At 30.1% G+C, this 21,890-nt stretch carries 21 protein-coding genes; 6 read left to right on the forward strand and 15 right to left on the reverse strand.

From position 1 onward, the window contains the following. Positions 1–2: 2 nt before the first annotated feature. The 4 genes from H9I45_RS09975 to rnpA are packed head-to-tail and all read right to left on the reverse strand — an operon-like array spanning position 3 to position 4,806. Entirely contained in the window at positions 3–1,043 is a 1,041-nt protein-coding gene (locus H9I45_RS09975) for a hypothetical protein (protein ID WP_088352358.1), read from the reverse strand. Positions 1,044–1,066: 23 nt separating this feature from the next. After that, positions 1,067–2,755, reverse strand: coding sequence for a DUF6909 family protein (locus H9I45_RS09980; RefSeq protein ID WP_088352359.1), 1,689 nt, complete (start codon positions 2,753–2,755; stop codon positions 1,067–1,069). 27 nt (positions 2,756–2,782) lie between these two features. Next, positions 2,783–4,414, reverse strand: a complete 1,632-nt coding sequence (locus H9I45_RS09985; RefSeq protein WP_088352360.1) for a S41 family peptidase — start codon at positions 4,412–4,414, stop codon at positions 2,783–2,785. Between the two features lie 2 nt (positions 4,415–4,416). Beyond that, positions 4,417–4,806: a ribonuclease P protein component gene (gene rnpA / locus H9I45_RS09990; RefSeq protein ID WP_088352361.1), complete on the reverse strand. Its 390-nt coding sequence runs from the start codon at positions 4,804–4,806 to the stop codon at positions 4,417–4,419. 173 nt (positions 4,807–4,979) lie between these two features. On the opposite strand from rnpA, the gene H9I45_RS09995 reads away from it, so the two are divergent. Both H9I45_RS09995 and H9I45_RS10000 read left to right on the forward strand, forming a co-directional pair. Continuing rightward, positions 4,980–6,158: an acyl-CoA dehydrogenase family protein gene (locus tag H9I45_RS09995; protein ID WP_088352362.1), complete on the forward strand. Its 1,179-nt coding sequence runs from the start codon at positions 4,980–4,982 to the stop codon at positions 6,156–6,158. Between the two features lie 50 nt (positions 6,159–6,208). Further along, positions 6,209–6,964: an SGNH/GDSL hydrolase family protein gene (locus H9I45_RS10000; protein ID WP_088352363.1), complete on the forward strand. Its 756-nt coding sequence runs from the start codon at positions 6,209–6,211 to the stop codon at positions 6,962–6,964. Positions 6,965–7,037: 73 nt separating this feature from the next. On the opposite strand, the gene H9I45_RS10005 is transcribed toward H9I45_RS10000, so the two are convergent. The 11 genes from H9I45_RS10005 to H9I45_RS10055 form a co-directional block, all read right to left on the reverse strand. Further along, entirely contained in the window at positions 7,038–7,223 is a 186-nt protein-coding gene (locus H9I45_RS10005; RefSeq protein ID WP_088352364.1) for a YgaP family membrane protein, read from the reverse strand. A 19-nt stretch (positions 7,224–7,242) separates the two neighbouring features. Then, the gene (locus tag H9I45_RS10010; protein ID WP_088352365.1) at positions 7,243–7,545 is read right to left on the reverse strand and encodes a hypothetical protein; all 303 of its coding nucleotides are present in this window, start codon (positions 7,543–7,545) and stop codon (positions 7,243–7,245) included. A 38-nt stretch (positions 7,546–7,583) separates the two neighbouring features. Then, the gene (locus H9I45_RS10015; RefSeq protein ID WP_088352366.1) at positions 7,584–10,778 is read right to left on the reverse strand and encodes an efflux RND transporter permease subunit; all 3,195 of its coding nucleotides are present in this window, start codon (positions 10,776–10,778) and stop codon (positions 7,584–7,586) included. Positions 10,779–10,913: 135 nt separating this feature from the next. Beyond that, positions 10,914–11,990, reverse strand: a complete 1,077-nt coding sequence (locus H9I45_RS10020) for an efflux RND transporter periplasmic adaptor subunit (protein ID WP_088352367.1) — start codon at positions 11,988–11,990, stop codon at positions 10,914–10,916. A 6-nt stretch (positions 11,991–11,996) separates the two neighbouring features. After that, a complete protein-coding gene (locus H9I45_RS10025) occupies positions 11,997–13,301 on the reverse strand; it encodes a TolC family protein (protein WP_088352368.1) in 1,305 nt (434 codons plus the stop codon). Between the two features lie 111 nt (positions 13,302–13,412). Then, on the reverse strand, positions 13,413–13,721 hold the full coding sequence (locus H9I45_RS10030; protein WP_140422712.1) for a hypothetical protein: 309 nt from the start codon (positions 13,719–13,721) through the stop codon (positions 13,413–13,415). A 15-nt stretch (positions 13,722–13,736) separates the two neighbouring features. After that, the gene (gene cydB / locus H9I45_RS10035) at positions 13,737–14,810 is read right to left on the reverse strand and encodes a cytochrome d ubiquinol oxidase subunit II (protein WP_088352370.1); all 1,074 of its coding nucleotides are present in this window, start codon (positions 14,808–14,810) and stop codon (positions 13,737–13,739) included. 3 nt (positions 14,811–14,813) lie between these two features. Continuing rightward, on the reverse strand, positions 14,814–16,145 hold the full coding sequence (locus H9I45_RS10040) for a cytochrome ubiquinol oxidase subunit I (RefSeq protein WP_088352371.1): 1,332 nt from the start codon (positions 16,143–16,145) through the stop codon (positions 14,814–14,816). Between the two features lie 124 nt (positions 16,146–16,269). Further along, the gene (locus H9I45_RS10045) at positions 16,270–16,851 is read right to left on the reverse strand and encodes a methyltransferase domain-containing protein (RefSeq protein WP_088352372.1); all 582 of its coding nucleotides are present in this window, start codon (positions 16,849–16,851) and stop codon (positions 16,270–16,272) included. Positions 16,852–16,912: 61 nt separating this feature from the next. Continuing rightward, a complete protein-coding gene (gene trxA, locus H9I45_RS10050; RefSeq protein ID WP_088352373.1) occupies positions 16,913–17,209 on the reverse strand; it encodes a thioredoxin in 297 nt (98 codons plus the stop codon). Between the two features lie 143 nt (positions 17,210–17,352). Continuing rightward, positions 17,353–17,985: a Crp/Fnr family transcriptional regulator gene (locus H9I45_RS10055; RefSeq protein WP_088352374.1), complete on the reverse strand. Its 633-nt coding sequence runs from the start codon at positions 17,983–17,985 to the stop codon at positions 17,353–17,355. Positions 17,986–18,378: 393 nt separating this feature from the next. Between H9I45_RS10055 and H9I45_RS10060 the strand changes: the two genes are divergently transcribed. Genes H9I45_RS10060 through H9I45_RS10075 form a run of 4 tightly spaced genes read left to right on the forward strand, consistent with a single transcriptional unit; the run spans position 18,379 to position 21,787 of the window. Further along, on the forward strand, positions 18,379–18,960 hold the full coding sequence (locus tag H9I45_RS10060; RefSeq protein ID WP_088352375.1) for a HupE/UreJ family protein: 582 nt from the start codon (positions 18,379–18,381) through the stop codon (positions 18,958–18,960). A 57-nt stretch (positions 18,961–19,017) separates the two neighbouring features. Beyond that, positions 19,018–19,443 (forward strand): deoxycytidylate deaminase, encoded by a 426-nt coding sequence (locus tag H9I45_RS10065; protein ID WP_088352376.1) that lies wholly within the window; start codon positions 19,018–19,020, stop codon positions 19,441–19,443. Further along, a complete protein-coding gene (locus H9I45_RS10070; RefSeq protein WP_088352377.1) occupies positions 19,436–21,007 on the forward strand; it encodes a S41 family peptidase in 1,572 nt (523 codons plus the stop codon). The genes H9I45_RS10065 and H9I45_RS10070 overlap by 8 nt, the downstream gene beginning before the upstream one ends. Positions 21,008–21,022: 15 nt before the next feature. After that, positions 21,023–21,787 carry a UDP-2,3-diacylglucosamine diphosphatase gene (locus H9I45_RS10075; RefSeq protein ID WP_088352378.1) on the forward strand — a complete coding sequence of 255 codons (765 nt, stop codon included), beginning with the start codon at positions 21,023–21,025 and terminating at the stop codon, positions 21,785–21,787. Positions 21,788–21,890: the final 103 nt, after the last annotated feature.

The raw sequence follows: 21,890 nt of genomic DNA on the forward strand, positions 1-21,890 counted from the left end.
CCTTATTTTTTATACGTATTTAAAAAAGCATTTAATTTAAGTAGTAATAAAATAAAAACCATTAATAAAGCGCCTAAAATTGCTAATTGCACTGCCTTATTTTTAGTAATTCCAGAAATTTTTGTTCCTATTGGCTGAAAGTTAGAAATAACATTAATTACTTCATATTTTTCAGATTTATCAATAGCAATGTTTTTTAGATTGCTATTAATTTTATTGTTGGTTTCAAATAGTTCCAACTCTTTAGTAGGTCTTTTTTCGCCACCTAAATCTATGCTCGTTCCAGTAGTTTGCTTTTTAGCTTCCTCCACCATCACTTGCATATAAACTTTTCGTAAAGTGTCTATTTGTGTTAAATTTTCTCTTAAAATAGAATCTGTTCTATTTAAATTTTCGTTGGTTAATTCCTTTAAACGATTAAAATATTTATTTTTAACCACAGAAGAAATTATTACATCATCCAACTTATTAAATATGTTATTTTTTTCTGAAATGACATTTATTTTATGGACTTTATAATCTAAATCTGTAAAAGAAGCTTTAAAATCTTCGAATGTGTAGCTTTTAACTGTAGTTGTATCCACTGATTGAATAAAATCGTTGTAAGAGTCTATAACATCGTTTTGATTTACGATAGGTTCTATAATAAATTTTCTTAAAGAAACTGCTTCTACTTCATTTAGGTTAAAGGTGGTTTGTAATCCAAGTGTATCTTTCTGTTTTACCAAATCGTTATAATAATTTACATTATTATACAATTGTCGAGAACTTTTAAAATTTGGTTGCACTAACATATCAGACTCGAACCTGTCTGTTGTTCTTACTTGTAAAAAAAGACCAATTGCAAAGCCAATAACTGCTCCAATTCCTATTTTTATAATATTATCTTTTATAAAAATTAAAACAGAAATAATTGCATGAAAAATTCCCTTAAAAATATTGCCTATAAAGTTGAAAAAGTTCTTGAAACCTTTTCCTATAATTACAAATAACGAACCTAAATCTACTTCTTCTTCGTTATTTTTTGGTTGGTTGGTTGACATATTTAATATTTATAATGTTGTATTTAACTACTAAAAATTTGTTCTAATATTCTTTGTGTTATAGCATAAGTTGGGGTAACTCCAGTCATTCCCAAACCACCAGAAGCCAATGTAGCTCCTGTTTCTAAAGGATTGTCAGATGCATAATATGCATATCTTACTTTTATATCTTCCGAAACATTTCCTCTAATTCTCGAAGCAGATTGTATTGCTTTTTGGTAATGTGCTCCCTCCATTTCTAATCCAATTACATTCCATGTAGAGTCGTGGAAAAACTTCAATAAATCTTTATTTTGTAAAGATGTCCCAAGAACCGAAATCATAGAACCATCAAAAGATTTTACTCCAAAACCTTCTAAATCTTCTTTAGTAAGTTCATTTTTAAAAGGATAATTATCTGCTGTTCCTTCAAAAATATGTGCAGAAGGAATCATAATATCTCCTTTTCCACCTTCTAAAATACCCGCTTTTCCCATTATTGAAACCGACTTTACATCTAAATGCGTTTTTGTATTTTTCTCACAAGTGTAAGGCTTCAGTAACTCGTCCATAGTTTCGTAGGCTTGTTCTCCAAAAGCATAGTCCATTACAATAATTACTGCATTATCTTCTAATTTTTCTTTTTTAGAGAACGCTAAAACATCAAAATTTATTTTAGCAGTATCTATTATTTGTACATCTATGTTTGTTCCTGATGTATCTTTTATATAAACTAACCCATTTAAAGAGGCAAATTCTTTTACTTTCTTCTGCAAAGGTTTACTGTTCGAATTACTTAAAAGTTGATACAGCTCAAAACCCTTTAACTCTTTGCCTTCTTTTGGAAGTGCATTTTTAGCATATAAAGAATTTAAAACACTGTGCATATTTGCACTAATAATATGTATTGGTCTTTCTAACAAATTGTTCAATTTTAAAACCTTTTTAATATTATTTGCCCAAATTTCTCCATAAATATGATGCCCTATTTCTTCCACTAAAACAGAACTAAAAGTAACTGTTCTTTTGTTATTTTCGAAAACTTCGTTAATAGCTAATTTGCCTAACCAATATATTAATTGAAAGAAACGATCTGGATTTTCCTTCGTAGAAAAAGTTTTATAAATACTTAAAACTTCATCGAAAGTTCTTCCTAAAATATTTGCTAAATGAACAATAGTTACTTCTCTTTCTTCTTCAGATATTTCTTTTTGATGAAGCACAATATCCTCTAAATGTTTCCATTCTCTGGTAAAATCTTCACCATCATTTAAGGTAACTCTTACTTGAATTTTATGAGATTCTATAAACAAAAAGGTTAAATGGGTTAGAATATCATAGATTTCCGATCTTCCTCTGGTAATCTCGATATTCATTTGATCTTTGTCTATTCTATAACAATTTCTTCTTCTTTTTGGAGGAACAATTGGTTTAAAATGAGAATTTTTATAGCCTTCGTCTGCAGTTAAATTTATGTATTGGCACTCTTCAATTCCTTCTGGAAGTCTTTCAATTACATAAGTTAAACCATTTAATTCGATTCTTTCTTCTGCAATAGAACCATAAATTTCTGGTCTTAATAGTAATAATGATTTTCGTAAAGTTTCTCCAGAAATTCCCATAGGTTTGTAAAAACCTCTACCAAATAAATGACGCATAGAAATGTATAATTTTTCTATGGCATTTGTAGATTCTTGGGCTCTTGTTCTATCTATTTTTTTAAATTCTGACATTCGTTATTTTAAAGCGCAAATATAAAATTAATTACTCGATAATATTTTTGAATACTTCGTTTGATTATTCAACAAATCTACAGCTTCAGAAATTGTTTCGTCTTTTTTTAGTTTGTGTTCGTAAACTCCTTCACGATAAAAATAACGTTGTAAAATTTCTTCTTTTATCATGTCTGTAAGAATGTCTTCATTTTTAGAAATTTCTTTAACTTTTATATCGAAAAGTTTTTCTTTTATATCCTCATATTCTTTAGAAATACTGTTTTTATCTGAAGCCAAATATGCTTTTTTAAATAATCTTTCTTGCTTGGTTAGAAAGGTAGTATCAACTTTTAAAAAGTTTTCAAACTTATTAAAATCACTATTTTTAAAATCGAAATCCGTTACATTTCCAATTGTTGGATTCTCGTAAAAATATTTTGTTGCAAAATTGAAAATCGCTTTCGATTTTAATAACTCGTCAGTCGCTTCATTTCTATCGGAAGTTTTTATAACAATATCTGGTAAAACTCCACCTCCATCGTAAACTGTTCTTCCGTTTTCAGTTGTGAATTTATTTACTCCACGATCGGAAAATTTTGGAACTTTTCCATTTTTATCTCTATTTGCATAATCCAATTCTTGAATACATCTTCCACTTGGTGTATAATATTTAGAAATGGTAACTTTTAATTGTGTTCCGTAAGTTAAAGGTCTGTAACGTTGCACCAACCCTTTACCAAATGAGCGTTTTCCCATAATTACAGCTCTATCATAATCTTGCAAAGCACCACTTACAATTTCGGATGCAGATGCAGATCTTTCATTGACTAAAACCACTACAGGAATCTCTAAATCTAAAGGTTCGTTGGTGGTTTTATAGGTGTTACTCCACTTTTTGATTTTCGCTTTCGTGGTTACAATTGTTTTTCCTTTTGGTAAAAAGAAATTACAGATATTAATCGATTCTAGTAAAGAACCTCCAGGGTTGGAACGAAGATCGAACACCAGTTTTTTCATTCCTTGTTTTTCTAATTTTCTGAATGCTTTTTTAACTTCGGAAGATGCTTTTTCATTAAAACGAGTTAGCGTAATATACCCAGTATCTTCGTTAATCATTTCTGCAAACGGAACTGGATTTACAACCACTTTATCTCTCGTGATTTCTTTCTGAAGAATTTGTCCTTGTCTTTCAACCTCCACTTTAAATTTACTGTTTGGAACTCCTTTTAAGAAAGTGGAAAGTTGTTCACGATCCATATTTTTTAAAGATTGTCCATCTACAGAAGTTATAACATCTCCCGCTTTTAAATCTGCTTTATCTGCAGAAAATCCTTTATAAATCTCACTTATTTCAATTCCTTTTTTTGTGTAATACACAGCAACTCCAATACCTCCATATTCTCCTGCTCTTCGAATTCTTGCAGTTTCTACATCTTGCTCGTTGTAAAAATTCGTGTAAGGATCTAATTCTTTTAACGTGTTTTTTATGGCTTTATCCGTAAATTCTGCAGGATTTATTTCATCTACATAATACATATTCAACTCCTTAAATAAAGTATTATAAATTTCTATTTGTTTGGCTACTTCAAAAAATTTAGATTTGAAAGAGTACGTTGTAAACAAGACTCCAACCAATAAAATAATAATGGTTCTTTTTTTAAAATTGAATTTTTTCATCTTTATTCTTTTAAGTCTTTACTTTTAGTTTGTTCCACAAAAAGATGCAGTAATTTTTCCATTTTAGGAAATAAATCTTCATACTTCCATTCTTCTCTCCCAAGATACGAAATCATAAAAACATAGGGTTTATCTACATTATCATACACGATTTCCTTTTGAAGTCTATAGCTTTCACGCATTAAACGTTTTATTCTATTTCTATCAACAGCTCTTTTAAAGTTTCTTTTTGCTACAGAAACACCCATTTGTACTGGAAAATCGGAAGTATGTTCTGTTTGAACATACATCATTCTTAAAGGAAATGCTTTTACAGAATTACCTTGTTCGTAGAGTTTTTCTATTAGCTTTCTACTCTTTAAACGTTCATTTTTTCCTAAAGTGTACTTCATTATTACAAACTTAATAGAAAAGGAACACTTTTTAACAATTTCTAAAGGCTATCTTTAAAAAAGATGCGTATTTTTATATGATATTCGTCAATAAATTTTAGTTATTAGTTGTTGAATATTAAACAATATTTGATAGATTTGTTTAAATTTATTATTTTACAGAACCCATTTTTATGAAACCAGATTTATTTCAAGCTCCAGATTATTACAATATTGATGATTTATTAACGGAAGAACATTTACTAATTCGTGAAGCCGCTCGTGATTGGGTAAAACGCGATGTTTCTCCAATTATTGAAGAATATGCTCAAAAAGCTGAATTCCCAACTCAAATTATTGGTGGTTTGGCAGAAATTGGTGCTTTTGGACCTTATATTCCAGAAGAATATGGTGGTGCTGGTTTAGATCAAATTTCTTACGGTTTAATTATGCAAGAAATAGAACGTGGAGATTCTGGTGTTCGTTCTACTGCTTCTGTACAATCTTCCTTGGTAATGTATCCTATTTACACGTATGGAAATGAAGCGCAACGTAAAAAATACTTACCAAAATTAGCTTCTGGAGAATGGATGGGTTGTTTCGGATTAACAGAACCAAACCATGGATCGAATCCTTCTGGAATGGAAACCAAGTTTAAAGATATGGGCGACCATTATTTACTAAATGGTGCAAAAATGTGGATTTCGAACGCTCCTTTCGCACAAGTTGCAGTTGTTTGGGCAAAGAATGAAGAAGGTAGAATTCACGGTTTAATAGTAGAACGTAGTATGGAAGGTTTCTCTACTCCAGAAACACATAATAAATGGTCTTTGCGTGCTTCTGCAACTGGAGAATTAATTTTCGATAATGTAAAAGTACCAAAAGAGAATTTGTTACCTAACAAATCTGGACTTGGAGCTCCTTTAGGCTGTTTAGATTCAGCCAGATATGGAATTGCTTGGGGCGCAATTGGTGCTGCAATGGATTGTTACGATACTGCTTTGCGCTACTGTAAAGAACGTGAACAGTTTGGAAAACCAATTGGACAATTTCAATTACAACAGAAAAAATTAGCAGAAATGATTACCGAAATTACCAAAGCGCAATTATTGGCTTGGCGATTAGGAAATTTAAAAAATGAAGGGAAAGCAACTTCCGCTCAAATTTCAATGGCAAAAAGAAACAATGTAGACATGGCAATACACATTGCTAGAGAAGCAAGACAAATGTTGGGTGGAATGGGAATTACTGGAGAATATTCCATAATGCGTCATATGATGAATTTAGAAAGTGTTATAACTTACGAAGGAACACACGATATTCATTTATTAATTACTGGCTTAGATGTTACTGGCTTGAGCGCTTTTAAATAATTATGATGATATTTTGTAAGTAAATTACTCGATGTTAGACTATAATCTATATGAAAAGAGAATTTTATATTATTTTTTGCAGTTTTTTTTTAACAATTATTTCTTGTGGAAGTATAAACGAACAAGTTTTAGAAATCGAAGATGAAGTTGATAAAGAAATAATTATAAATGATGATAATGTTATACCAAACACAACTAACAGTTATAAAATACTTTCTTTAGGAGACAGTTATACAATTGGACAAAGTGTTTGTGAAACATGCAGGTTTCCAGTACAATTAGTAGATACACTTATAATATCTGCTAAAGTAAAAAGTACTTTTTCTCTAAAAATTATTGCAAAAACGGGTTGGACCACCTCAGATTTAAAAAATGCTATAAAATCGGAATACATAGCAAACAATTACGATTTGGTAACTTTATTAATTGGTGTAAATAATCAATATCAAAACAAACCTTTCTCACTTTACGAAAAAGAGTTTCCAGAACTGGTAAATACAGCACTAAAAGCTGTAGATAATAATACAATTAAACTAGTTGTTATTTCCATACCAGATTATGCCTATACACCTTTTGGAAGAGGAGATAAAACTATTTCCAATGCAATTGATAAATATAATGCTTTTGCAAAAGCATACTGTGTTACCAATGGAATTACCTTTGTAAATATTACAGATATTACTAGGCAAGGGTTAATAAATACTGCCTTAGTTGCTAAAGATAATTTGCATCCTTCCGAACTTGCTTACACTAAATTTGTAGAGAAAATTACTCCTTTCGCAATCAAAAAATTAAGATTAGATTAATTACGAAGCCACTTGCAACAATATATTTGGGCATCTTTTACAATTGATGCCTTCTTTTTACTTATTTAAATATTTACTTTTCTACACCCAATTTTATCAAAATAGTTTCTAACAAACACCATTTTGTAAATGCAGACTGAATTAAATTTACACCAATAAATACGGTAAACCACATCCAATTTTGACTTACATAATATGTTAAAACAACGCTTAACAAAACCATTACACCAACGATTACTCTAAAATATTTATTTAACATTTTCTATTATTTTTTAAATTTATAAAGATTTTTCTATAGGAACAACAACAGTTTTTAATGGATTGTTTGTTTCTAAATTATTATTAAATTCTTGCATTAAATTAAATAAATCATCAATATGTTTATCATCTGTAAAAGAAAAAAACATCGTTGATTCATTAGCACTTTTTCCAGCCGAAAACCAGTTAGAGGAAATTTCTGAAGGAATATTTTTAAATCCCTTTATTTCGGTAGCACTTAAGTTTTCAATATTTGCTTTCTTAAATATTTTTAAAACATCTTTTTGAAACGCTTCTACAGATGTTACAATTACTAATTTCATATCTTTTATTTTAATGTCCGTTCGAACGCAGTCGAGAACTATTTATAATTCTTCTTTTCAATCATATAATAAACAAGCGGGACCACCAACAATGTTAATACAGTTGATACAATTGTTCCTCCCATTAATGAGATTGCCAATCCTTGAAAAATAGGATCAAATAGAATTACAAAAGCTCCAATAACTACAGTTCCTGCAGTTAATAAAATTGGCGTTGTTCTTACTGCTCCTGCTTCTATTGCTGCTTGTTTTAAAGGAACTCCTTCTTCTAATCTTAAGTTGATAAAGTCAATTAATAATACCGAGTTTCTTACCATAATTCCTGCCAAGGCAATCATTCCAATAAATGAAGTTGCTGTAAAAAACGCACCCATAATCCAATGTCCTAAAATAATTCCTATTAATGATAAAGGCACTGCAACCATCATTACTATTGGTGCTTTAAAATTTTGAAACCAACCAACAATTAAAATATAAATTAAAATTAATGCTCCTAAAAAGGCAATTCCTAAATCTCTAAAAACTTCCAACGTAATTTGCCATTCTCCATCCCATTTTACAGTATAATTGTCTTCAAAATCTGGCTGACCTAAATACATTTCATCCAATTTATAACCTTCTGGAAGTTTTATTTCATTTAACTTTTTGTCCATTCCTAAAATTGCATATGCAGGACTTTCCAATTCCCCAGCCATATCTGCCATAACATACACCACTCTTTTCTGGTTTTTTCTGTAAATACTTTTTGCTGAAATTATTTCATTAATAGTAACCAAATCTGCAATAGGCACCATATTTCCTTGCTTCGATTTTACTTTTAATTGAGAAATATCAGAAATGGTAGATTTTTCCTTTTCGTCTAAACTTAACACTAATCCAACTTGGTTTACTGCATCTTCATCATATAATGTGGTAATTGCATTGTTAGACAAAGCCATATTCATGGTGTAGGCAATTTGCTGTGGTGCAACTCCATACAACATTGCTTTTTCTTTATTTATTTCGAATTGATATTCAGTTTGGTCGTTTTCAACCATCCAATCTACATCTACAACATCATCAGTATCTATAAGAATATTTTGAATTTGATTTGCAATATCAATTTGAGTTTTATAATCTGGTCCATAAACTTCTGCAACAATGGTAGATAAAACTGGTGGTCCTGGGGGAACTTCCACCAGCTTTACATTTGCATTATATTTTTTGGCTATTTTCTGAATATCTGAACGCATTAATTTTGCAATTCCGTGACTTTGAATACTTCTTTCGCCTTTATCAACCAAATTCACTTGAATATCTGCCATATTAGATCCTCCACGTAAATCGTAATGACGCACCAATCCATTAAAAGTAATCGGTGCAGAAGTTCCTACATAATTTTGATAATTCACCACTTCTGGTCTAGTAGCCAAATATTGCGCAATTTCTTGCGTAACCACTGCTGTTCTTTCTAACGTGGTTCCTTCTGGCATATCAATTACCACCTGAAACTCATTTTTATTATCAAAAGGCAACATTTTTACAGCAACAGAATTGGTAAAAAACAACACCATTGTTCCCATTAGTACTAAAAATGTTCCTCCTAAAAACAACCAACGTTTTGCTTTACTTTCTAATAAAGGTCTTTCAAACTTATTGTAAACTCTATAAATAAATGTTTCTTCTAAAGGCTTTTCAACTTTTTCTGGTTGTCCTTTTTTGTCTTTTTCTCTTAAGAAAATCAACCCTAAATAAGGTGTAATTGTTAAGGCTACAAATAATGATAAAATCATTGCAATTGAAGCTCCAATTGGCATTGGCGCCATATAAGGCCCCATTAAACCAGATACAAAAGCCATTGGTAAAACAGAAGCAATTACTGTAAATGTTGCTAAAATGGTTGGGTTTCCAACTTCATTTATAGCATACAAAGCCGCTTGTTTAAAAGGCAGTCGTTTCATTTTAAAATGTCGGTGCATATTTTCTGCAATAATTATGGAATCATCCACCACAATTCCTGTTACAAAAACCAATGCAAAAAGTGTAATTCTATTCAAAGTATAATCCATTAAATAGTAACTTAACAACGTTAATGCGAACGTAATTGGGACAGATAAGAACACCACTAATCCACCTCGCCAACCCATTGCCAACATAACTACTAAAGTTACAGCAACTATAGAACCCATAAGGTGTAACAACAATTCAGATACTTTATGAGAAGCTGTTTCTCCATAATTTCTGGTAATTTCTACATGTACATCATCAGGAATTAAAGTGGTTCTTAAATGATGAACTTTATCAATTACAACTTCGGCAATTTTCATTGCATCTGCTCCTTTTCTTTTGGCCACAGAAATGGTAACTGCAGGATATTCAGATTTATATGTTGAAGATTTATCACTTGCCTTTCCAAAACCTAAAGACACATAATTTTGTGGCACTTCTGGCCCATCAATAATCGTTGCAATTTGCTTTAAATATATTGGCTGATTTTGTTGTACACCAACCACCAAATTCTCCACATCTATTGCAGAAGCTAAAAACTTACCTGTTTTCACTAAAAATTCAGTGTCATTTTTATCGAAACTTCCTGAGCTTAATTGAGTGTTATTGGCTTTTATCATTTCAGAAACCGACAAGAAATCTAAACCACTTGCAGCTAATTTGTCTTTATCTAAAACAACACGTAATTGTCTGTTTCTTCCACCAATTTTATGTGTAATAGAAACATCATTTACTTTCTTAATTTCTGTTTCTAATTCTTGCGCCATTTGGCTTAATTGGTAATCGTTATAGTTTTCACTCCATAACGTTAAACCCAACATTGGCACATCGTCAATAGCACGCGTTTTTACCAAAGGAAACGTAACTCCTTTTGGCATTTGGTCCATATGTTTGTTAATTTCGTTGTACAATTTTACAAACGAACGCTCTATATCTTCGCCCACATAAAACTGAACAATTACCATTGCTTTCTCATTCATAGCAGTAGAATACACATATTCTACACCTTTAATGTTCGAAATTAATTGTTCTAAAGGTTTTATAACGCGCGATTCTACTTCTGTAGGACTTGCACCTGGATAACCCACAAAAATATCTGCCATTGGCACATCTATTTGTGGCTCTTCTTCACGTGGAATTAAATATGAACTATACACACCAACAACCATAAATACAATCATTAACAACACTGTTAATTTCGATTGCATAAAGACTTTGGCAATTTTTCCTGCGATACCTTCTTTCATAATAAGCCCCTTTTAATTTCCCCAAAGGGGAAAAACTTTTATGGGTGATTTTTTAATTAATATTATTAGCTACTTTAGTTCTCTAAAGAGGAAACTGTTTTTTTTCTGTTTACTGTGACTGAAAACTGCTACTGCTTACTGAATACTTATTTTAGCTCCATTAAATAATTTCCTATCAGCAGAAATTATATATGTTTCGTTTGACGATAAGCCAGATAAAACCTCAACTTCATTTCCATAAGTTCTACCTAAACGCAACCAATGTAATAAAGCTTTATTACTTTCACTTACTGTATAAACACCAGATAATTGTCCGTTTTTTACAAGAGCTTCTATAGGAATTAAAACCATTTCTGATATTGTTTTCCTTTCCACAGGAAACTGAACTGTTGTAAACATTCCTGATAAAATATTCGCATCAGTTTTATCTAAATTAATTTTTACTAAATATTGTCCGCCAGTATTTTTTGCAGAACTGCTTACTTCAACTACTTTTCCTTTGATATTTTTGTTGATAGATTTTACCAAAACATCAACTGTAGTTCCATTTTTAATTTGAGAAATTTCAGTTTCTGGAACCATAGTCATTACTTCAAAATTTCCTGGAGTTTCTATACTAATTAAAGGGGTTCCAGGATTTGCCATATTACCAGCTTCTACATTTTTACTAGTTACTGTTCCGCTAAAAGGTGCAGTAATATTACTGTAAGCAAACTGTGCATTAATTTCGTTTTTCATTTGATTTGCAGATTCCAAACGCGCTTTTGCCATTTCGTAATTTGCAGTCATATCGTCCATTTCTTTTTGAGAAATGCTTTTACTTTTAAACAAATTTTTAAAACGATTGTAATTTTTACTTGCATTATTAAAAGCGGTTTTAGCTTCTGTAATTCCTGCATTTACTTGTCCTTTTTTTGCTTGTAAATCTGTATTATTTATAGAAACTAACAATTGTCCTTTTTTAACTTTATCGCCAACATTTACGTGAACTTTGTTAACATAACCCATCATTCTTGTACTTAAATCTGCACTATTTTCAGCTTGAATTTTTCCACTTACAGACAAAAAAGGACTGTTCGTATTCGCTTCAACTTTTTGAACTTTTACATTAATTGCTGGAGAATTATCTGCGATTACTTTCTTTTCTTCTCTACCACAACTTGCCAATAAAATGGTGAAAGAAAGTGTTAATGCTGTATATATTTTTTTCATTTCTATTTATTTTTTTGTTAAGAATTCTAAATACTTTTGTGTGTAATTATATTCGAAAATGGTTTGATAATATTCTAATTGCTTTTGGGCGTATTTAGTTTCTGCTAATAATAAATCGCTTGTTTTTTCTAAACCTTCTTTAAACCTATTTTTAATTATTCTTAAAGATTCTTCAGATTGTTCTAAAGCTAAAGTTGTAAGTACTAACCTGTTTTTTGCATCTACTAACTGACGCTTTACTTTATTTAATTCTAAATTACTTTTAGACACATATTGGTTATACTCCAACTTCGATTTTTCTAATTCTGCCTTACTTTTTTGAGTTTTACCAAAACGTTTAGAACCTTTAAAAATATCCCAACTTAATTGAGCTCCAATCAAATACCCATTTGCATTTCCTTGAAAAACTTTGTTGTCGTACATTTCGTAACTTCCAAAGGCATTTAATGTTGGTAAAAAAGCCATTTTATCTGCTTTATTCATTGCTTCATAGGCATTTGTTGCCAATTGCATTGCCTTAATATCTGCTCTGTTTTCAGAAATTATTTTATCATCAATATTCATAGGAATAACAGACAAACTATCTGTTGGTTTGTATATCACATAACTTTTATCATTCATTAAAAAAGACAGGTAATTGGACGCGTTTTGCACGTTACTTTTAGCGGTTTGCAATTGATTTTTAACTTCGGTAACTCTTACTTCAACATTTAAAACATCTGCTCGTTGCAATAAACCTTGTTTAAAACTATTGTCTGCCATTTTCTTATTCTCATTTGCAGTAGCCAAAACCTTCTCTAAAACTGCAACTCCTTTATACGCTAATTGCAATTGCATAAAAGATTTTTCGGCTTCAAAAGTCAGATAATCTTGGGTTCTTTCTGATTGTAAAGACATCGCATTCATTTTAGATTTTGCTGCTTTACGTTGATAAAAACCATCTAAATTTATAAGCGGTTGTTGTATTTCTATCTTGGTTGCAAAATTTTGAGTTTGTGCAGGATTGTTTAACAAAGCAGGATTAAAATCGGCTTGCGTTAAGATGCCTTGATTCAGTTTAGCACCAAAAGCCATTAACGGATTTGTTGTTGAAATACCTGTGTGACTTGCTGTAATGTTTGGTAAAAAGATGGCTTTTGTCTGTTTAAAATCTCCTTTAGCGGCATTAAATTCTTCTTCAGAAATCTTTATTGTCATATTTTTTTCAGAAACTCTAATTAGAACTTCTGATTTTGAAATTGATTTTACCTCTTGAGATTGTAAATACATTATTCCAAAAAAGAAAAAAAGTATAGTTATTGTGTTTCTCATATATTTATTCTGTTATCTACCACAAAAGTAAGCGTAGAATAAATAGTTAAGTGTAACCTATGTTACATGAAAAGTAGAAAGTATGTGTAAAATAAGACCATAAAAAAGCAGCTAATTAGCTGCTTTTTTATTCATTTTTAAATCTATTATTTTAATGAGAAGTAGTCCTAAAATTCCTCCTAAAAATGAAAGAACACAATTTATAATCAATAAACCAACATCAAATATTCCGTTTTCTATTATATATGCAGGACTAAAACCAAATCGCCCAAAAGATTTAATAACAAAAATACTTCCAAAAACTCCCGAAATTGTGTTACCAACTAGACCAAATGAATATTTTTTAACTATAAAGCCTATTAAATTTGCGCCTATTATTCCTAATAAAATACTAATTAAAGAAATGAGAGTTTGTGTCATAATAATATCTTATCATTAATGTCCATAATCCATTTTATCAATTTTACCTTTCAATAACCTTTTTTGGATAATCATGTACCCAAAAAGTAAAATAAAACCAATAATTCCCCAAACCAAAGCAACAGATAAACCATACTCTGATGTTGTGGTATTGTAAATTGTTAAAGAAGGATTTACATTGTTGATTGATGGCAATAACACTGGAAATAACGATGCCAAAGATGAAGTGATTCCTCCTAAAATTAATAAAGATGATAACAAAAAAGCATGACTATCTTTTTGTATTCTTCTAATAAAAAATGTACCTAATAAACCTGTAAAATAAATTAGAGGAAACACTAATAAATAAGGTTTATTAATAAAATTATCTAATGAATTTGGATTTACAATTTGCCATACAACTATAGAAAATATAGTAAGTAAAGTCAATAAAATATTCAGCTTAAAAATGACACTTTTAAGTTTATTATTTATGGATGCATTTGTTTTTAAAATGATCCAATTGGCTCCGTGAATTGCTAAAGTAACTACAGAAATTAAGCCTATAATAATGGTAAACCAATCTATTATTCCTGGGTTTTGGCTCAAGGGGCTAAAACTGCTATCCCATAATGGTAAGAAAAAATAATGTGGTTCGTGCGCAGAAACTCCCGTTTTTACAATACCTAAATTTACACCTCTAACAATATTACCCAAAGCAATACCAAAAAACAAGGCTAATAATAAACTAGAAACTCCAAAAGATTTATCCCAAATATCTTTCCACATTCGGTATTTAAATTGTCCTCTAAATTCTAAACCAATAGCTCTAAAAATAATTAACCACAAAACGATTATTAAAGGCAAGTAAAAACCACTAAATACGGAAGCATAAAATGTAGGAAAGGCCATAAAAAGCATTCCTCCTGCAGCAACTAACCAAACTTCATTAGAATCCCAAAATAAACCTGCCGATTTTGTAATTACTTCTTTGTCTTTTTCTTTCTTCGCAAAAAATAAATGGATGATTCCTGCACCAAAATCATAACCATCCAAAATAAAAAACATTACTAAAACAATTGCGATTGCTATAAACCAAAATATTTCCATAATTTAATGTGTTTTAGAATTTGGACCTTCATTAATTGTTTTGCCTACTAATACTAAAAACAACAAGCCTAATAACATATATAAAGCAACAAAACCAAGTAAGGTAAATAAGGTATTACCAGAGGAAACTGTTGGCGAAATACCATCGCTTGTTTTTAATAAACCATAAACTAAATATGGCTGTCTACCCAATTCTACTGTATACCAACCAGTAATATTGGCTATATATGGAAAAGGAACAAGGAACATAATTGTCCATAATAATGGTTTTAAATTGTATAATTTTCTTCGCCATAAAAAGAAAAATGCTAATAACATTACCCCTATAAAAATAGTTCCTAATCCAACCATTATATGATAAGAATAATACAATGCTGGTACATTATCTGGCAACTCTTCTTCTTTAAATTTATCCATACCAATAATTTGCTTATCCCATTCTTGGTAGGTTAAAAAACTTAAAATATTAGGAACAGCAATTTTATTGTCTAATTTTTTTTCGACCATATTTGGCTGTCCAATTAATACTATTTCTGCGCCAGCATGTTCTGTTTCAAAAATTCCTTCCATAGCAGCAAAAGCAGCTGGTTGATATTTTGCCACATTTTTAGCATTCCAATCTCCTGTTGGAAAAGCTACTAAAAGACTGGAAACTAATCCAAAAATTACTCCTATTTTTAAAAATAGTTTTCCATATTCTACTTGTTTATTTCTTAAAACATAAAAAGCACCAATTGCTGCTACAACAAAAGAAGATGTTACAACAGATGCCATTTGATTGTGTAAAAAAGCAGGCAATAACCAAGGATTAGAAAATAATGCTCCAAAATTATTAAGCACAAATTTTCCGTTTTCTAAAATTTCATAACCAACAGGATGTTGCATCCAAGCATTGGTAGCTAAAATAAACCAACCACTTGCCCAAGAACCTAAAAACACTAAAAACCCAGTTATGAAGTGTAATTTTTGACCCATTAATTTTTCACCAAAAATAAAGAGTGCTAAAAAAGACGATTCTAAAAAGAAAGAAAACATACCCTCCATGGCTAAAGTTTGCCCAATAATACCTCCTGTTAATTCCGAAAACTTTGCCCAATTGGTACCAAACTGAAATTCCATTGGAATACCTGTAACAACACCCATTGTAAAATTGATTGCAAAAATTTTCATTAAAAATTTTGCAGCATTATTATATTTTTCAACATTGCTTCTTAAATATTTCCACTTTAAAAAAACAATTATTAAAGATAAACCCATTGTTAATTGCGGGAATATATAATGAAAAGTGATAGTAAATGCGAATTGCAATCTATCGTAAAAGATCATGTCTTCCATAAGTTCTTTTTAGACTATAAAAATAAGGAATGTATAAGAAATAGCGTGTAACATTTATTACAAAATAACTGCAATAATTACGTGAAAAATTAAGATATAAATAGAATTTAAAAAATTAAACTTTTTAAGATTTCTCCATTTTCACAAACATTTCCATTCCTTGTCTATTAGGATAAGAATTGTAACAAGGTTCCATAGAAATCGAATTAAAATAAGGCTCGAAATAAGTTAAATATTCTACTTTATTTCCTCCAAAAGGTGGATGATCTTCATTTAAAACAGCGTCGAACATTAGCCCAACTAATTTACCTTTTTCTTTTAAAACAGATGCCATTTTAGCAGCGTATTTTTGTCTTAAATCTGGGTTAATAGCACAGAAAAAAGTTTGTTCAATTACTAAATCGAACGTTTCTTCAATTTCGAAAAAATTAGCATGTATTAATTGAGCTTCTGGAAAATTAGGTATTCTTTTTTTAATATTGTCAAGTGGTGATTTTGCTATATCTACCACATAAACATTTTTAAACCCTTTATTGAATAAATATTCTGCTTCGTAAGAATTACCTCCACCAGGAATTAAGATTTTAATTTCTTTGTTTTCTAATTGATCGAAATATGTTTTTAACGGTGGAGAAACTTCACCTAAATCCCAACCAATTTTATCTGTTTTATATTTATTACTCCAAAAATCTTCTGATAAATTCATTTCACTAACTTACTTTTATAAAATAAAAAAGCACCTGAAATTTAATTCAGAAGCTATATAACTAACTAATATTATTAATTGTTTGTATCAAATCTCTTTTTTGTACCAAGCCAGATTGTCGCCAAACTTGTTTACCTGCTTTATACAGAATTAATGTTGGTACTCCTTGTACTTTAAATTTTGATGCTAAAAGTTTGTTTTTATCTACATCTATCTTAATTATAAAAACTTTTTCGCCTAATTCATCTTTAACTTGTTTTAAAATAGGGCTCATTGTTTGACAAGGTCCACACCATTCAGCAAAAAAATCTACTAAAACTGGTTTTTCTTGATTAATTATTTCTGAAAATTTACTCATGCCTGAAAAAATTATTTACTAAAGGAAACGTTCCAGATTCCTCTTATTTCGTTATTATCATATCCAAAAGCTTTATCATTTGGATATAGTTCTTTAATTTTAGAAAACGTATTTTCTGTGATTTGTGATTTTGGTAACTTAAGTTACAGTTCTAAAACATGTATACTGTTTCTAAACAATTTTATTTTACGCTCGTTTTCTAACTTTTTAAGTAATCTAGAAACAACTACTCTTGAGGTATGTAAATCTTCAGAAATTTCTTTGTGTGTTACAGTAAGATGGTCATTTTGGTTAACCATTGCTTTATCTTTAAGGTATTTAAAAATACGTTCGTCCATTTTAAGGAAAGCAATTGTGTCTACAGCAGTTAAAAGCTCTTCTACTCTATTATGGTAGCTTTGTAGAATAAAAGATTGCCAAGAAGTGTATTTGCTTAACCAAGCTGTCATCTTCTCTTTAGGTAACATTATTAATTCTACATCTGTTTCTGCAACCGCTCTAATTTTACTTTTAGTTTGCCCCATACAACAAGATAAAGTCATGGCACAAGTATCTCCTTTCTCTAAATAATAAAGTACCAATTCTTCACCATTTTCATCTTCTCGAAGAATTTTAATTGCTCCTGATAAAAGTAAAGGCATCGATTTTATATAATCGCCAATTTCAATAATTATAGTATGTTCCTTAAAAGATTTTGAGATACCTACATTTTGAACTTCTTCTATAAGTTTTTCTTCAAATAGATAACCAAAGTTTGGTATTAACTTAGTATTCATACCTTAAAAATTTAAGCATCTAAATTAATAAAAGTTTTAAATAAAACCTTCTATTTAAAACTTTAAAAAACATAAAATAAATTTACGAAGCCACTTGCAACAATATATTAGGGCATCTTTTACAATTGATGCCTTTTTTCTTGTACTTATTACAGCACTTACTTTTTGGAGTTAAGCAATTAGAAGAACAAATACTATCACAAACACTTGTGTTCGATAACGTTATTGTCGGTTTTTCTGAAGTATAAAAAACAATCATTCTTATTAATTAAAGTGCAAATATAATTCTTATTTAGAACAAATAAAAATAAAAACACTAAATTCAATAAAACAAATATTGTCAGCATTTTTTCTTTTTATATATTTGGAATCCTCTAAAATTTATAAGAAAAAATGGAAGATTTTATTCTCTACTTCAAAATGGGTCTTTACCACGTATTAGACTTTAGTGCTTACGATCATATTTTATTTTTGGTTGTGTTAGCAGTTGTTTTCAGCTTTAATCAATTTAAAAAAGTGTTGTGGTTGGTTACCCTTTTTACTCTTGGACATTCAATAACTTTGGCTTTATCTGCTTACGGAATTGTAAATATAAAAATGGCTTTAATTGAATTTTTAATTCCATTAACCATTTTTATTACGGGTGTTATTAATGTAATGACAGCCAAAAAATCTTCTTTAGGAAAAGAAAATACAAACTTAGTTTTTGCCTTATTATTTGGATTAATCCATGGTTTAGGTTTTTCTAATTATTTTAAAATGATGGTTGGTAAAGAAGAAGATAAACTATTTCCATTAGTAGAATTTGCTTTAGGAATTGAAGCGGCACAGATAATTATTGTGTTAGGAATTTTAATTGTTGGTACCATTCTTCAAAACTTTTTTAGAGTAACCAGAAGAGATTGGATTTTGGTTTGCTCCTCCATCGTAATTGGTTTTGCAATACAAATGATGTTAGATCGTGTATTTTGGTAGAAAAATTGTCTAATTATTAACGTTTCAATTCTATTAATCTTTTTACATTCGTAGATTATGACAGAGAAAAAACAATTAAAATACGATAAAGCCTATTTAAAAATGGCATTTGAATGGGGCAAACTTTCTCATTGCGAACGCAAACAAGTAGGTGCTTTAATTGTAAAAGATAGAATGATAATTTCCGATGGTTTTAACGGAACTCCAACTGGTTTCGATAATTGTTGCGAAGACGAAAACGGAGTTACAAAATGGGAAGTTTTACATGCAGAGGCAAACGCCATTTTAAAAGTTGCATCTTCTACACAATCTGCCAAAAATGCCACATTATATATTACATTATCACCTTGCACACAATGTAGTAAACTCATACATCAAGCAGGAATAAAACGCGTTGTATATGCAGCTTCTTACAAAGACGATTCTGGTATAAAATTTTTAGAAAAAGCAGGCGTTCAACTAATGCATTTACCTTATGAATAAGAATAAACTTCCTCTTTATTTAGCAATTGCAGTAGTTTTCGGTATTTTAATTGGAATGTCTTTTGGTGGAAATTCACCAGAAATGTTGTCTTTTGGAAAAAATACTGCATCCGAAAAAAAGATAAAAAAACTTATCAATTTTATTGAAAGAGATTATGTAGATACTGTTAATACAGAAAGTCTTTTAGATGGCGCAATTACACAAATGTTAGGTAAATTAGATCCGCATTCTGTATATATTCCTAAAGAAAATTTGCAATCTGTAAAAGAAAGTATGCAAGGTAATTTTGTTGGAATTGGCGTTCAATTTAGAATGATTGCCGACACAATTACTGTAATTCAACCAATAAAAGGCGGACCAAGTATAAAAATGGGTATTAAAGCTGGAGACAGAATTTTAATGGCAAACAAAGATACTTTATATGGAAAAACAATTTTAAGTGGTTCCATTCCAAGATACCTAAAAGGAAAACCAGATACAAAAGTAGCGCTTCAAATTTATAGAAAAAGCAACGATTCTCTTTTTACGGTTGATGTAACTCGCGGAAAAGTAAATATAAAAAGCGTCGATTTAGCCTACATGATTAACGATTCTATCGGTTATATAAAGTTAGATCGTTTTGCCAGAAATACCTATTCCGAATTTAAAGCGTCTTTAGACAATTTAATGGACGATGGAATGACAGATTTGGTTTTAGATCTTCGTGATAATGGTGGTGGCTTTATAGACATTGCCAATCAAATTATTGATGAATTTTTAGAAGATGATAAATTAATTGTTTTTACAAAAAACAATAAAGGTCAAATTGACGAGTCTTTTGCAACTTCAAAAGGAGATTTCGAAAAAGGTGGTTTATATATTTTGATAAATGAAAACACAGCATCCGCTTCCGAAATTGTAGCAGGTGCTTTACAAGATAATGATAAAGGTACCATTATTGGACGTAGATCTTTTGGAAAAGGTTTGGTACAAATAGAAATGGATTTGGGCGATGGTTCTGCAGTTCGTCTAACAACAGCTCGTTATTTTACTCCAACAGGTCGTTCTATTCAAAAACCTTACGATCACGAAGGCAATAAAAACTATTATAAAGATTATCAAAAAAGAATTACAAGTGGAGAATTGTTAAGTAAAGACAGTATAAAAGTAGTAGATTCTTTAAAATACACCACTCCAAAAGGAAAACTTGTTTATGGTGGAGGAGGAATTATTCCAGATGTTTTTGTAGCAATAGATACCACTTCTTATATGTCGAGTTTTTATTTTAATACGATTAACGATTTTGCTTTCGATTATGTAGATAATAATCGTAAAAAGTTAGAAAAATGGAAAGTAGATTCTTTTGTTGACGATTTTGATAAAGATGATGCAGTTTTCGATTCTTATTTAGGTTCGATTAAAGACAAGGTTACACCTTCATTTAAAACAAAACAGAGCATTCAAAGATATTTAAAAGCATCGATTGCAAATGTACTTTTTGGCGATGTTGGTTTCTACAGAATTATTCACGAAGAAGATAAAATGCTTCAAAAAGTGTTGGAGTTGGAAAGTAAAGAGGAATAACGTTTCTTTGTACCAATGATTAAAATATCAACTTCTACAGACAAAAAAGTCTATTTTGCTTCCGACCAACATTTAGGTGCGCCTACTCAAGAAACCAGTTTTCCAAGAGAAAAAAAGTTTGTGGCTTGGTTAGATGAAGTTAAAAAAGATGCAGAAGCTATATTTTTACTGGGCGATTTATTCGATTTTTGGTTCGAATATAAAACCGTAATTCCAAAAGGATTTGTTAGAGTTTTAGGGAAATTAGCAGAAATAAAAGATAGTGGAATTCCTATTTATTTTTTTGTGGGAAATCACGATTTATGGATGAACGATTATTTCGAGAAAGAACTAAACATTCCTGTGTATCATTCTCCACAAGAATTTCTCATCAATAATAAAAAGTTTTTAATTGGTCATGGAGATGGTTTAGGCCCTGGAGACAAAGGGTATAAACGTATGAAAAAAGTCTTTACATTTCCGTTATTCAAATGGATGTTTAGATGGTTGCACCCAGATTTGGGAGTTAAATTAGGGCAATATATGTCCGTAAAAAACAAAATGATTTCTGGTGATGAAGATGCTAAGTTTTTAGGCGAAGAAAACGAATGGTTGGTTTTATATTGCAAGAAAAAACTGACAGAACAACATTTCGATTATTTTATTTTCGGACATAGACACCTTCCTTTAGAAATAAAATTGCAAGAAAACAGCCAATATATTAATCTTGGAGACTGGATTAAATACTACACTTTTGGCACTTTTAATGGTACTGACTTCAAATTAACAGAGTTTAACTAAATGCAACGTTAAATACGCTATTTTCATTTAAACCTTTAACCTTGTTTTAACAAAATAATTTTGTTAAAATTGTAGCTTTGTTTGCATTAAAAAAATTAACACC

This window comes from Polaribacter haliotis, from assembly GCF_014784055.1.
Taxonomy (GTDB): domain Bacteria; phylum Bacteroidota; class Bacteroidia; order Flavobacteriales; family Flavobacteriaceae; genus Polaribacter; species Polaribacter haliotis.